11 protein-coding genes are annotated in these 13,132 nt (G+C 65.2%); 3 read left to right on the top strand and 8 right to left on the bottom strand.

Features of this window, described 5'->3' with window-relative positions; all coding sequences use genetic code 11:
- Positions 1-1,389, top strand: a complete 1,389-nt coding sequence (locus EV669_RS07040; protein WP_132098253.1) for an FAD-binding oxidoreductase — start codon at positions 1-3, stop codon at positions 1,387-1,389.
- 81 nt (positions 1,390-1,470) lie between these two features.
- On the opposite strand, the gene EV669_RS07045 is transcribed toward EV669_RS07040, so the two are convergent.
- The 8 genes from EV669_RS07045 to EV669_RS07080 all read right to left on the bottom strand — a co-directional run bounded on the left by EV669_RS07045 (position 1,471) and on the right by EV669_RS07080 (position 10,643).
- Positions 1,471-3,348 carry a methyl-accepting chemotaxis protein gene (locus EV669_RS07045; protein ID WP_054286548.1) on the bottom strand — a complete coding sequence of 626 codons (1,878 nt, stop codon included), beginning with the start codon at positions 3,346-3,348 and terminating at the stop codon, positions 1,471-1,473.
- 677 nt (positions 3,349-4,025) lie between these two features.
- Positions 4,026-5,657, bottom strand: coding sequence for a 3-(methylthio)propionyl-CoA ligase (locus tag EV669_RS07050; RefSeq protein ID WP_054286549.1), 1,632 nt, complete (start codon positions 5,655-5,657; stop codon positions 4,026-4,028).
- A 120-nt stretch (positions 5,658-5,777) separates the two neighbouring features.
- Positions 5,778-6,305 carry a response regulator transcription factor gene (locus EV669_RS07055; RefSeq protein ID WP_132098254.1) on the bottom strand — a complete coding sequence of 176 codons (528 nt, stop codon included), beginning with the start codon at positions 6,303-6,305 and terminating at the stop codon, positions 5,778-5,780.
- Positions 6,302-7,570, bottom strand: a complete 1,269-nt coding sequence (locus tag EV669_RS07060) for an ATP-binding protein (RefSeq protein ID WP_318271353.1) — start codon at positions 7,568-7,570, stop codon at positions 6,302-6,304. Before EV669_RS07060 ends, EV669_RS07055 begins: the two co-directional genes overlap by 4 nt.
- 118 nt (positions 7,571-7,688) lie before the next feature.
- A complete protein-coding gene (locus tag EV669_RS07065) occupies positions 7,689-9,080 on the bottom strand; it encodes an ATP-binding protein (protein WP_318271354.1) in 1,392 nt (463 codons plus the stop codon).
- Positions 9,077-9,739, bottom strand: a complete 663-nt coding sequence (locus tag EV669_RS07070) for a response regulator (RefSeq protein ID WP_055433268.1) — start codon at positions 9,737-9,739, stop codon at positions 9,077-9,079. Before EV669_RS07070 ends, EV669_RS07065 begins: the two co-directional genes overlap by 4 nt.
- A gap of 33 nt (positions 9,740-9,772) precedes the next feature.
- Positions 9,773-10,330, bottom strand: coding sequence for a cytochrome b/b6 domain-containing protein (locus EV669_RS07075; protein WP_132098406.1), 558 nt, complete (start codon positions 10,328-10,330; stop codon positions 9,773-9,775).
- 46 nt (positions 10,331-10,376) lie between these two features.
- Positions 10,377-10,643 (bottom strand): PepSY domain-containing protein, encoded by a 267-nt coding sequence (locus tag EV669_RS07080; protein WP_054286553.1) that lies wholly within the window; start codon positions 10,641-10,643, stop codon positions 10,377-10,379.
- A gap of 195 nt (positions 10,644-10,838) precedes the next feature.
- On the opposite strand from EV669_RS07080, the gene EV669_RS07085 reads away from it, so the two are divergent.
- Both EV669_RS07085 and EV669_RS07090 read left to right on the top strand, forming a co-directional pair.
- Positions 10,839-11,678, top strand: a complete 840-nt coding sequence (locus tag EV669_RS07085) for a UDP-2,3-diacylglucosamine diphosphatase (protein ID WP_083460584.1) — start codon at positions 10,839-10,841, stop codon at positions 11,676-11,678.
- Positions 11,666-12,700 carry a glycosyltransferase family 4 protein gene (locus EV669_RS07090; RefSeq protein WP_054286554.1) on the top strand — a complete coding sequence of 345 codons (1,035 nt, stop codon included), beginning with the start codon at positions 11,666-11,668 and terminating at the stop codon, positions 12,698-12,700. The genes EV669_RS07085 and EV669_RS07090 overlap by 13 nt, the downstream gene beginning before the upstream one ends.
- The last annotated feature ends 432 nt before the right edge of the window (positions 12,701-13,132 follow it).

The raw sequence follows: 13,132 nt of genomic DNA on the forward strand, positions 1-13,132 counted from the left end.
ATGGAACAGCTGCTGCATGAGCTTGCGGCCTTGATCGGCCCCACCCACCTGCTGACCGACCCTGCCGACACCGAGCCGCATGCGGTGGACTGGCGCGGTCGCTACCATGGCCGTCCGCTGGCGGTGGCGCTGCCGGGCAGCACCGCCGAGGTGGCAGCGCTGGTGGCGCTGTGCAGGGACAGAGGAGTCGCCATCGTTCCTCAGGGCGGCAACACTTCCACCTGTGGTGGCGCAACGCCCGATGGCTCCGGCCGACAGTTAGTGGTCAACCTTCGCCGGCTGCGCGCCGTGCGGCGGCTGGACCCGGACAATAACAGCCTGACCGTGGAAGCCGGCCTCACGCTGGCGGAAGTGCAGGCCCTGGCCGAAGGCGCGGGCCGGCTGTTTCCGTTATCGCTGGCCAGTGAGGGCAGCTGTCAGATCGGGGGCAACCTCTCGACCAACGCCGGTGGACTGGCGGTGCTGCGCTACGGCACGATGCGCGATCTGACGCTGGGCCTGGAAGTGGTCTTGCCCGATGGACAGGTACTGAATGCATTGCGGGGGCTGCGCAAGGACACCAGCGGGCTGGACGTCAAGCAGCTCTTCATCGGTGCTGAAGGACAGCTCGGCCTGATCACCGCCGCAACCCTGAAGCTCTTTCCGCTGCCGACGGCGCGCGCGACCGCCTGGGTAGGCGTGGACAGCGCCCGAACCGCGATTGCCTGGCTGGCGGCGTTGCAGGCCGCCTTTGGCGACCGGCTCACCACCTTCGAACTGATCTCGGAGGTCTGCCAGAAGCTGCTGGACCACCACCATCCGGGGCAGCTGCCTTTCGTCGCCCCTTGGGCACTGCTGATCGAACTCTCCGACAGCGGAGAAACTGCCGCGCTCGAAGAGCGGCTGGTGAACTGGCTCTCCGAACAAGCGATGGTGGACGGCGTAATGGCCCAGTCCGAGAGCGAGCGGCAACGTCTGTGGCAACTGCGCGAAGCCCTGTCAGAAACACAGAAGCGCGACGGCCCCAGCATCAAACACGATATCGGCGTGCCCACCTCGATGATTCCCGCGTTTCTCGAGCAGTGCGGCCAAGCGCTAAAGACAGCCTTTCCCGGGGTACGCATCGTCGCCTTCGGCCATGCGGGCGACGGCAATCTGCACTACAACGTCAGCCGCACCCGGCCCGACCCTGCTGCCCTGTTCGATGACGAGCCGGCGGTCAACGCCATCGTCTATGAATGGGTCGACCGCTTCGGCGGCACGCTCGCGGCCGAGCATGGCGTAGGCCAGCTCAAGACGCCTTGGCTGGAGCGTTACAAAGACCCGGCGGCACTGGCGCTGATGCGCGGCATCAAGCAGTTGCTGGACCCGCGCGGCCTGATGAACCCGGGCAAGTGGCTGGCCCCCTGAGCCCCAACAGAAAAGCGCACCGTATGGTGCGCTTTTTCGCAGGCAGGGCGGAGGTCTTCGGCCAACCCCTGCCAGACCACTCTAGAGCTTGAACCGCGAAAAGGCGGTATCCATATTGCCCGCCGAGCCCGATAGCTGCTGCAGCGTACTGCTGACGGTGTGCAGCGCCTCGTCGTTTTCGATCACGCGGTTGTTGATCGCCTCGGTACTCTGGGCAATCAGCGTGGTGGCATTGTGCTGCTCGGTGGTGGAGTGGGCGATCTCGTGCATCTTGTCCACCACGGCCTGCATCGAAGCGCGGATGCGACCGATGTTCTCCACCGCGCTGCGCGTCAATTCCACGCCCTGATCCACCGCTCCCACCGTCTGGTTGACGTCGCCCACCGCACGCGATGTCTCGTCCCGGATGGCGTTGACCATGCCGGAAATCTCCAGCGTGGCCTGTGCCGTACGTTCGGCCAGCTTGCGCACCTCGTCGGCCACCACCGCAAAGCCGCGGCCCTGCTCGCCGGCGCGCGCGGCCTCGATGGCGGCATTGAGTGCCAGCAGGTTGGTCTGGTCCGCAATGTCTCGGATCACGTTGGTGATGCCCGAAATCTCCTGGGAGCGCTTATCCAGCACGCCGAGCATGCTCTCCAGGCCCCGTACTGCGCCCACAGTGCTTTCCATGCCTTCGGCCAAGCGCTGCATATTGCTGGCGCTCGATTCCAGCTCGCGTCCGGTGTCCTGCACCAGTTGGTCTGCCTCGCGCGAATTGTCGGCAATGTGTGAGATGCTGACGGTAATTTCCTCCAGCGTGGCGGCATTGGAAGAGGACACGTCCGCCATCTGGCGCGAACTGTCCGCCACCTGTCCCACCAGGCTGCTGGCCGACTGCACACCACGGATCACTCCGCCCGCCTCATCGCGCAAACCGCGGAACAGCGTGTTGAGCTGTGCCACGAACTGGTTGAATGCCCGGGCGGTGTCGGCGATCTCGTCCTGCCCGCGCGCCTCCAGCTGCCGCGTCAGGTCGCCCGCGCCCCGGGCGATGTCCTCCATCGCGCTCTTGAGCACAACCAGCCCCTTGAGCATGCGTCCGATGATCGCGCCGGCAAACGGCACCATCAGCGCGAACACCAGCAGCGACAGCCCCACCAGGGTGTAGAGCAGTGTCCGCAGCGGCGCCATGATCTCGTCCTTGTCGGCCACCAGACCCACGTACCAGTCGCTGCCGGCAATCGGCTTGAGCGACAGCAGCATCGGCGTGCCATTGAACTCCATGTCCGCCAGCGTGTTGTCCTGGGCCAGCGCTGCAATGCGCTCCGCAGTCAGCGCCGGGGCGACCGACGAGACCGGCTTGAGCGTGAGCTTGGCGTCGGGGTGGGCGATCAGGCGACCGCTGCGATTAACCAGGAAGGCATAGCCGCTGCCGCGGACCTTCAGCGACAGCACATTGCGAACCAGTTCGTCCACGAACACGTCCCCGGCCGCCACCCCAGCTGTGGCCCCTGCGGCGGTGAACGGCACGGCGACCGTCACCGTCAGGCGCTTCGAGGCCTCGTCGACATAGGGCTCGGTTACGATGGCCTTGCCGGCACCAATGGCCGCCTTGTACCAGTCGCGCTCGGTAATGCGGTAGTCGGCCGGGGCCTGCCAGTCATCCGAAAACAGCGAACGGTTGTCGGCATAGCCGATGTAGTTGACGAAGAAGCGGCCGGCGCGCGCACCCTGCTTGAGGAAGCGGATCGCATCCGGCTGCAGGGCCGTTTCGGCCTGCGCGCTGATCTGCTGCTTCTTCTCATCCATCCAGGTACGCACCACGGCCGCCTGACCTTCCAGTGCGGAGCCGAATTCGTACTTCAGATCCAGAAGGATCTGCTGGCGCATCTGGGTGAAGGTCAACACCACCAGCACCAGACCGAAGAGCGCCATCATCAGCACATTGAAGGCAATCAGTCGGCTTCGTAACGATTTCATGCATCCCCCTTGAAAATACAGCGACATGACACACGGCATTTGATGCCGAATGCTAACACCTCACCTTGATTTGAGGCAGAGTGCGTTACCTTCGGGTGAAAAAAGCACACCTCGACAGGCCCGACCGTCGTTTTCCTGTTCCCGGACCAGCCCCTCACCGCCCCCCCTGCCTGGCGCACGTCCCGCGAGGTTAACCACCTCTGGGCGGCGCTTCGGCCACGGTACGGCCAAGGTTGGCCGAAGCGGTGCCCGCCCCGCCTCCCGAATAGCCCAGCACATGCGCAGACATCCGGGCGCACCACCGACAACGGTGGCCGTTGGGTGTTTGCATTGCCTGAAGGTTAAGAGGCGGCAGAGTGAGACGGCCTCAGGCTGTCAGCCACGTGGCCGGGATGCCCCCTTCTGGCCTCTCGGGCGGGGCCAGGAAACCGGGCCGAGCCCCTGGCTGGCGAGCAGGCAAAAAAAATCCCCGGGCGGGTAACCGCCAGGGGCCAACACGAGGAAGAAACACCTCGCCGGTTGACCGGCTTGATGCTTCGAGGGGCTAACACCACAAAAACCTTTCGGTTTTCAGTGCGCTGCACAATTTAGCGCAAAAGCTCTATTCTGTCCAATTTATCTACAAACGTGCGCTTGTTCGGCCTCCCGCAGGGGGCTTACCGCCTCTGTTTCGGGGCTCACTCCGGCCAGCGGAAGTCGCGAAACTGCTCGCGCAGCTTCATCTTCTGCAGCTTGCCGGTGGCGGTATGCGGCAGTTCTTCCACAAATACCACCTCATCCGGCGTCCACCACTTGGCGATCTTGCCTTCGTAGAAACCGATCAGCTCGTCGCGGGTGGCCGAAGCGCCCGGCTTGAGCACTACTACCATCAGTGGCCGCTCGTCCCACTTGGGATGGGTGATGCCGATGGCGGCGGCCTCGGCGACCGCCGGGTGGCCCACCAGGATGTTTTCCAGCTCGATCGAGCTGATCCACTCGCCGCCGGACTTGATTACATCCTTGGTGCGGTCGGTGATCTTCATGTAGCCATCCGGATCAATGGTGACCACGTCCCCGGTGTTGAACCAGCCGTCCTCGGTATGGCTGGCATCCAGGTCGCGGCGGAAGTACTGGCTGAGCACCCAGGGCCCCTTCACCTGCAGGTTGCCGAAGGCCACGCCGTCGTGCGGCAGCGGCTCGCCGGCATCATCAACGATGCGAATCTGCACACCATAGATGGGGCGGCCCTGCTTGGTCTGCAGGCTGCGCAGTACCGCCGTGGCGCTGTCGCGGTGCTTGAACTTGGGGGTGCTGGTGGTGCCGCAGGGAGAAAGCTCGGTCATGCCCCATAGCTGGCGTAGTTCGGCACCGTGTTCGGCCAGCTGGTCGATCATGCTTTCCGGTGCCGCGGAGCCCCCAACGATGACGCGCTTGAGGCTGTGGATGCGCAGGCGGTTCTTCTCGCAGTGCTGCAGCAGCATCATCCACACCGTGGGCACGCCCGCGGTCATCGTCACCCCCTCGCTTTCGATCAGTTCGTAGAGGCTGATGGCATCCATCTTCGGCCCGGGCAGCACCAGTTTGGCCCCATTCATGGTGCAGCTGTAGGGCAGGCCCCAGGCATTGACGTGAAACATCGGCACAACCGGCATCACACAGCTTTCGGCGGAAATGTCGAGGCTGTCCGGCAGTGAGCTGGCAAAGGCATGCAGCACGGTGGAGCGATGCGAGTAGAGCACCCCCTTGGGGTTACCGGTGGTACCCGAGGTGTAACAGAGACTGGAGGCCGTCTCCTCGTCGAACTCGGGCCAGGCGTAGCGGTCGCTGTGGCTGTTGACGAGGTCTTCGTAGCACAGCAGGTCGGGAATGGCGGTATGGGCCGGCATGTGGGCCCGGTCGGTCAGCAGCACGAAATGGCGCACGCTCTTGAGGTGGGCGGCCAACTGCTCGACGACGGGCAGGAAGGTCAGGTCAAAGAGCAGAACGGTGTCTTCGGCATGCTCAATGATGTAGGCGATCTGCTCGGCAAACAGGCGCGGATTGACGGTGTGACACACCGCGCCCATGCCCGACACTGCGTAGTAGATCTCGTAGTGACGATAGCCGTTCCAGGCCAGGGTGCCGACGCGGTCACCCGGACGCACCCCGAGGGAGATCAGGCCGTTGGCAAGCTGACGGGCACGCTTGGCCGCGTCCCGGTAGGTGTAGCGATGAATCGGCCCCTCCACAGTGCGCGACACGATCTCGGTGTCACCGTGGTAGGTCTCGGCATGCGTGAGCAGGGCCGAGATCAGCAGGGGTTGGGTCATCATCTGTCCGCGTAGCATCATCGTTGTTTTCCCCTCTATGTTGGTTGCGGCGGTGGCAGCCTCCAAGCGTAGGAAAACTGGAGCATAAGCTCCAATCAATTTTATTGATGCAATGCGGCAAGTTTTGCTGATGGCATAAGGCTATTCGCGCACGGGGCGCTTGGCGAGCATGCGCTGCAGGGTGCGCCGGTGCATGTTGAGTGCGCGCGCGGTGGCCGAGATATTGCCGCCGTGCTCGGCCAGCACCCGCTGCAGATGCTCCCAGGTGATCCGCCGTAGCGACATCGGCTGCGGGTTGACTGGCAGTGCAGGGTTGGCCGAAACCTGGCCGAAGGCCGCCATCAGCTCGTCGACGGTCGCTGGCTTGGCCAGATACTGCACCGCCCCCAGTTTGACTGCCTCCACTGCGGTGGCAATGCTGGCGTAGCCCGTCAGCACCACAATGGCTGCGTCTGGGAAGCGGGCGCGCAGAGCGGGGAGCAGGCGCAGGCCGCTTTCGCCCTCCAGATTGAGGTCGAGCACGATGCGGACCGGCAACATGGGTGCCTCGGCCAGGGCCTGGGCTGCATCGTGCGCTACCGTTACTGTGTGGCCCCGCCGGCCAAGGGCACGCGCCAGAACGGCACAGAAGGCCGCATCGTCATCCACGATCAGGTAGTGTTCGGTCATTCTTGCCTCCGCTCAGGCAAGGGCAGGCGCACACGGGCCACCACGCCGCCCTCGGGCCGGTTCACCAAGGCCAGGTGCCCGCCCAGGCGGCTGAGCGTTGCATGGGTCAGCAGCACACCCAGCCCCAGCCCGGCGGGCTTGCTGGACTCCAGCGGCGTGAGGCCGGCCCGCGCCAGCCGGGCCGGATCAAAGCTGCCGTGGGTGTTGGTGATGTCCAGGGTCAGCCAGCCTGCCTGCCAGGCGGCGTCCACCACCACCGGCGCGGTACCTGCGGCCTCGGCTGCATTGTTGAGCAGGTTGTAGAAGGCGGGCCAGAAAGCGGGAGGCACCGATACCGCCGGGCCTTCTCCGGCAGGCAGGGTCGTCTCCAGCGCCACCTCCGGCCGCAGGGCACGCCAGGCCGCCAGCCGCAGTTGAAGCAACCCGTGCAGGTCCGCGGGGCGGGCCTCGGTTTCTGCGCCTTCCTTGAGGCGAGAAAGCGCGGTGCGGCAGGTGGCAAGCTGCGTACGCATCACGTTCAGGTCAGCGGCCTGTTCGGGGGCAGGCGCTGCTGGGTCCCACTCGTCCACCAGCAGCGTCAGCGTGTTGAGCGGGGTGGAGAGCGCGTGCGCGGCCGCGGCCGCCTGCACGCCGAGCGCCACCAATTGCTCATCCCGCAGCAACGCCTCACGCGCCGACGCGAGGGCTGCGCGCTCTTCGGCCAACTGTTGCGCCAGCCGTGAGACAAAGCCCGCCAGCAGGAAGGCAGAGACGGCGAAGGTAAGCCACATGCCGCCCAGATGAAGGGAGAAGGCGTAGGCCGCATCGCCTCCGGCGGTGGGCCAGGGCAAATGCCAGAAGAAGAGCAGACCGTAGAGGCTGGCAGCCAGCCCGGCCAGCAGCCAGGCAAATCCACCACCAGGCACGAGCAGTGCGGCGAACAGTACCGGCAGCAGGTACAGCGTGGCCATCGGATTGGCCGCCCCGCCGGTTAGCGCCAGCAGTTCGCTCAGCACCACGACATCCGCCAACAGACCGACACGCACCAGTCGCTGCGGTGGCTGCCCCCGGCGTGCGCCCCATTCCAGCACGCCGTTGACCAGCGCCAGCGTCAAGAGGGCCTGCAGCACCCCAAGCCAGGGCAAGGCCACGCCGGCCACGGCACAGGCCGCCAGCACCAGCAGGGCAAGCAGCAGCGCCCCCCAGCGCAGCCTGCCCAGCCTTGCCAGAGCGTGCATCGGCGAAGAGGTGGCCAGGGCATCGGTAACGGACATCGGCAGCAACATGCGCACACTCTAGCACCTGCCGCAGCCGCACGAGGGACGGACCAAGGCAGGGAGGACAAAAAAAGGCCCGTGACCGGCACGGGCGCAACCTTGGAAAGCAATTCGATGAGTGTACAGCCTAGCGCGTGCTGCCTTTGGGGGGAATGCGACCAATTGTCGCAGCCTGCGCGAGCCGCGCCGTCAAACCGCCCTCGGGCCGGTTGGCCAGCGTCAGGCAGAGTCCATGCAGCTCGGCCACGCGCAGGCTGATGGAGAGGCCCAGTCCGCTGCCAGGCGCCTCCTGCCCCGGTGGGCGGAAGAAGCGCTCGCCCAGACGCGCCAGGTGATCCGACGTCATCCCGGGACCATCGTCCTGCACCTCCACGGCGTCTTCGGCCAACACCAGCTTCACGGTAGCGCCTGGTGGCGCATAGCGCACGGCATTGTCCAACAGGTTGCGCAGCAGCAGTCCGAGCAGCAGTTCGTCCCCCGCCAGCGGCAATACCCGGCCGGGCACGCCGTGCAGCTGGGTCTCCACCGTGATGCCGCGCTCCGCCGCGCTGTCGGCCACCTCCTGCGTCGCAGCGGCCGCCACCCGCTGCCAGTCCACCGTCTGGACGGAGGGCAAGGCGTCCATCGGGTCCAGCCGCGACAGGGCCAGCAGCTGGTCCACCAGACGGGTGGCGCGGTCGATGCCGTGCTCGAGGCGCTCCAGCGCGTGGCTGCGCACGGCCGCATCAGTGGTCAGTTGGGCCACCTCCGCCTGCACTCGCAACCCGGCCAGAGGCGTGCGCAATTCGTGCGCCGCATCGGCGGTAAAGCGACGCTCGTGTTGCAATGTCTCGCTGACCCGCTGCATCAGCCGGTTGAACGCGGCCACGAGCGGGGCAATCTCGGCGGGCACCGGCGCGGTCAGCGCACGCGCGTCATCGGGGCGACGCGTGGCGATCTCGTCGGAGAGCGCTTTCAGCGGCTTCAGGCCACGGCGCACGCCCCACACCAAAGCCAGCATCAGTAGCGGTAGCGTCAGCAGCCAAGGCAACTGCTGCGCGCCTACTACTTCCCACATCGCCTCGCGGCGCAGCTCCTCGCGCTGGCCGACCGCCACCAGACGGCTGCCGTCCGGAGCCGGCAGATAAAACATCCGCCACACGTCGTGTCGCCCGTGCTCGTCCAGCGTCATCTGGTAAAAGCCGCGCTTGTCCTCGAAGGTGAAGTGGTCGCCGTCGCCGTCGCTCTGCAGCAGCCGGCCCTGTCCGTCCCATACCGCCACGCCCAGGTCGTGGTCTTCGAGGTCGGCATGCGCCCCGCCGTGAATCAGGTCCTTCACCGGGGGCAGCGGCGTGGCCGGGCCGCCGCTCAGGCTGAGCGACAGGAGCTGGCGCGCAAAGATGGAAAGTTGGGTGTCGTAGAGTTCGCCCAGTTCGTGATGCGTCTGGTAGATCGCCACGGCGGACGAGGCGGCCCACAGCAGGGGCGACACCACCAGCAGGATCAGCACCAGCCGGCGCTGCAGGCTGCCACCGTTCACAAGGGTTCTCCCAAGGTGTAACCGATGCCGCGTACGGTGCGGATCGCCTCGCTGCCCAGCTTGCGGCGCAGGTGGTGGACATGCACTTCGATGGTGTTGCTTTCCACTTCCTGGCCCCAGCCGTACAGCTTTTCCTCGATCAGGGTCTTGGGCAGGATACGCCCGCGTGCATTGAGCAGCAGTTCCAGCAGGCCCAGCTCGCGGGCGGTCAGGTCAAGCGGCTGCCCGTTCAGGGTGGCGCTACGTCCCACTGGGTCCAGTTCCAGTGTGCCGTGTTTCAGCCGGTTGGCCATCTGCCCGTGACGCCGCCGGATCAGCGCCCGAAGGCGGGCAGCCACTTCGGCCAAAGCAAATGGCTTGACGAGATAATCGTCGGCCCCGGTGTCGAGCCCGGTCAGGCGATCTGGCAGGGCATCGCGGGCCGTGAGCACCAATACGGGTTCGCTGCGGCCGGTACGCCGCCAGCCAGCCAGGATGTCCAGCCCGTCGATGCCAGGCAAGCCCAGGTCCAGTACCACCGCATCGTAGGGTGCGGCGTCGATGGCCGCCTGGCCCTGGCGTCCGTCGCGCACCCAGTCCACGGCAAATCCCAGCGCCGTCAGCCCGCTCTTCAGGCCATCGCCGATCAGCGTGTCGTCTTCAATCACCAGTATGCGCATCGAAGCACACCCCGTTTCTTTGACGCCAGCACTTCAGTGCGGCGTGCGGTTCGCGGGATAGCGTTTGACCCCGGTGATCATGGCGCGCACCAGGTTCACCCGCTCCAATCGGCCCATCATCACGGCCGCGAGGACATGCATGCCAGCCAGACCCATCAGCGTATTGGCGAGCCCCTCGTGCAGCGATTCCAGCCATTCCTCACCCCAGTAGGCGTCGGTGCCCATCAGCCAGCCGGTGAAGCCCAGCGCCAGAACCAGCGCCATCAGGGCCAGCATCATCAATGCGCCCATCGGGTTGTGCCCGGGCGATGGATCGGCCTGATGGGCTCGCAGCCGTGCCAGATGGGCTCGCAGGCGACGGCGGGTTGGCCAGAAGTCTGCAAAGCGCGCGTGGTGCGTGCCGATAAAGCCCCATACGATGCGGGCCAGCACCAGCGCGGTGGCCACATACCCTACCCAGCGGTGTGGCGGATCCCCTTCTTCCAGCACGAACAGGTTGGCCGAAACGCCTGCCACCAGCAGCCAGTGGAACAGGCGCACGAAGGGGTCCCAGACCCGGACCTCTACGGTAGGTGCGTGCACGGTACTCATCATGTCCTCCCTGCAGCCGGGGCCAAGTGGCCCCGGCCTTGGCGCATCAGTCCTCGATCTCGCTCTTCACCGGCTTGCCGCTGACGGTGTCGAAGTAGATTTCCACTTTCTTGCCGTCCTTGTTCTTGCCGTAGATCTCGTAGCAGTTGCCGTCCACCTTGAACTTCTTGATCTTGTAGCCTTGGCCTTCCAGCTGCTTCTTGAAGTCGGCTTCCTTGATCCACTTGTCCTTGGGGTGCGGCTCGCACTTGGCGGCGGCAAAGGCAGACCCGGCAAACGAAGCCATCAAAACGAGCGCGGCAAATTTTTTCATCGTGCATCTCCTTGTGAAGTAAGCCCGGGCCATCCCGGTACGGTGCATGAAAACACGCTGCCATTAAGGCAGGCTTAAATCCAGGCAGCAAGCCTGCCCCTGTGCCCATCTGTCACCGGCCGGTCATCAAAACCACATTGCCCTGTCATCGAACCCCCGCAGCATGGGCGCGTCGCCCTATTGCGGAGATCTGCGATGCCCCACGAGACCGCCCCGCCCCGGTACTACCCGGCCATCTGGATATCCGATGTACATTTGGGTACCCGGGGCTGCCGTGCCGAAGCCCTGCTGGACTTCCTGCGCCACCACGAATCGGACTACCTCTACCTGGTGGGCGACATCGTCGACGGCTGGCAGATGAAGAAAAGCTGGTTCTGGACGCAAAGCCACAACGATGTGGTGCAGAAGATACTGCGCAAGGCACGCAAGGGCACCCGGGTAATCTACGTGCCGGGCAACCATGACGAGGCCGCACGGCCCTACTGCGGGCTCGACTTCGGAGGCATCGCCATCCGCAGCGAGGCCGAACACACCGCCCGCGACGGGCGACGCTATCTGGTGGTACATGGGGACGCCTTCGACGGGGTCATCCAGCATGCCAAGTGGCTGGCCTATCTCGGGGATTCACTCTACACCTTGGCGCTATCGCTCAATCGTGCCTTCAACGCGGTGCGCCACCGGATGGGCCTGCCATACTGGTCGCTGTCGCAGTACCTCAAGCACAAAGTGAAAAATGCCGTCAGCTTCATCAGCCGTTTCGAGACGCTGATGGCCGACGAGGCACGGCGGCGTGGCTTCGACGGTGTGATCTGCGGTCACATCCACAAGCCGGAGGTGCGTGACATCGACGGCATCCGCTACGGCAACAGCGGTGATTGGGTGGAAAGCCTCTCGGCCTTGGTGGAGCAGGCGGACGGTTCTCTGCAAGTCGTCTATTGGACCCACCATCCCCGGGCGCGCCACGCCTCCACCGAGCCGGACCTGCCGAACACGGCGCCTGCCCCGGCGGCCAAGGAAGAAGCATGCGCATCCTGATCGTCACCGACGCCTGGCAGCCGCAGGTCAACGGCGTGGTCCGCACCCTGACCGAAACCTGCCGCGAGCTGACCGGCTTCGGGCATGAGGTGGATCTGCTCACCCCGCAGGAATTCCGTACCTTCCCCTGCCCCACCTACCCAGACATCCGTCTGTCGGTACTGCCCTACCGTAAAGTGGCCGCCCGCATCCGCAGCACCCGCCCCGAGGCGATCCACATCGCCACCGAAGGCCCTCTGGGGCTGGCCACCCGTCGTTACTGCCTAGAGCACGGCCTGCCGTTCACCACCGCCTATCACACCCGCTTTCCGGAATACATCCATGCCAGGGTCCGGCTACCCGTCGCGGTCAGCTATGCCTGGATGCGACGCTTCCACAACCGGGCCCGCGCCATCATGGCCCCCACCCGCTCGATCGTACGCGACCTGACCGCGCGCGGCTTTTGCAATGTGGTCCTGTGGAGCCGCGGCGTGGACACCGCACTGTTCACCCCGGGCGAGCGCGACAGGTTGGCCGAAAGCGCCCCACCCCGGTTCGTCTACATCGGTCGGGTGGCAGTGGAAAAGAACATCGAGGCCTTCCTCAAGCTGGATCTGCCGGGCAGCAAGTGGGTGGTGGGAGACGGCCCACTCCTGCCCCGCCTGCGGCGCGAATACCCGGACGTACACTTTGCCGGCGTCTTCCCCCAGCACGAATTGGCCCGCTTCTACCGTGCGGCGGATGTCTTCGTCTTTCCCAGCCTGACCGACACTTTCGGGCTGGTGCTGCTCGAGGCGATGGCCTGCGGCACACCCGTAGCGGCCTATCCTGTGGCAGGCCCCCTGGACGTGGTGGGCGACAGTGGCGCAGGCGTGCTGGACTGGGATCTGCGCAGCGCCTGTCTGCAGGCACTCAGCCTAGATCGTGTACGCGTGCGCCAAGTGGCCGAAGGCTTTTCGTGGCGTATGGCCGCACGCCAGTTCGAAGCCCACCTGTGCCCGCAGACCTTGCCGGCTGGGACTTCGCTGCAATGCGCCAACTGAAAAACTTGCCTTTTGCGCAACAGCGGCTACGCTAGAAACATGACATTGAAGGGAGGGCACGCAATGCACCAGCGGTTGTATATTGGCCAGCCTCCGTTCACGCAATCAGGCGCCTGCCCGACGGATCCTTATTTGCGGTTCTGACACCAAGGCCCGGAGTCTTCATCCCGAAGACAGACGGAGTATGGCCGACAACCAGGCTGACCCTTGCTTTTCACCAGCCATTCACGTACGCGGTCCGGATGCCCCTTTCGCAACGGCTACATGCCGTCAGTCGCGCCGACCAACGGCAGGTGTCTTCATCGCGGTGTTATATGTGCGAAGGAAAGCAAGGCTGACTTAAAGACCAGAGACGCGATCAACTTTCTCCGCCATCCGGCGCAGCAAGGGTGGTTCCAGATGAGGCCATGTCCACACGGGACCGTTTCGTAG

Origin of the sequence: Gulbenkiania mobilis (assembly GCA_004346645.1) — a bacterium.
GTDB classification, from domain to species: domain Bacteria; phylum Pseudomonadota; class Gammaproteobacteria; order Burkholderiales; family Chromobacteriaceae; genus Gulbenkiania; species Gulbenkiania mobilis.

Bases quoted from the DNA above. Each gene is read 5' to 3' on its own strand.
- EV669_RS07075 (WP_132098406.1), bottom strand. From the start codon at position 10,330: ATGAGTACCGTGCACGCACCTACCGTAGAGGTCCGGGTCTGGGACCCC.
- EV669_RS07085 (WP_083460584.1), top strand. From the start codon at position 10,839: ATGCCCCACGAGACCGCCCCGCCCCGGTACTACCCGGCCATCTGGATA.
- EV669_RS07045 (WP_054286548.1), bottom strand. From the start codon at position 3,348: ATGAAATCGTTACGAAGCCGACTGATTGCCTTCAATGTGCTGATGATG.
- EV669_RS07055 (WP_132098254.1), bottom strand. From the start codon at position 6,305: ATGACCGAACACTACCTGATCGTGGATGACGATGCGGCCTTCTGTGCC.
- EV669_RS07060 (WP_318271353.1), bottom strand. From the start codon at position 7,570: ATGTTGCTGCCGATGTCCGTTACCGATGCCCTGGCCACCTCTTCGCCG.
- EV669_RS07090 (WP_054286554.1), top strand. From the start codon at position 11,666: ATGCGCATCCTGATCGTCACCGACGCCTGGCAGCCGCAGGTCAACGGC.
- EV669_RS07080 (WP_054286553.1), bottom strand. From the start codon at position 10,643: ATGAAAAAATTTGCCGCGCTCGTTTTGATGGCTTCGTTTGCCGGGTCT.
- EV669_RS07040 (WP_132098253.1), top strand. From the start codon at position 1: ATGGAACAGCTGCTGCATGAGCTTGCGGCCTTGATCGGCCCCACCCAC.
- EV669_RS07070 (WP_055433268.1), bottom strand. From the start codon at position 9,739: ATGCGCATACTGGTGATTGAAGACGACACGCTGATCGGCGATGGCCTG.
- EV669_RS07050 (WP_054286549.1), bottom strand. From the start codon at position 5,657: ATGATGCTACGCGGACAGATGATGACCCAACCCCTGCTGATCTCGGCC.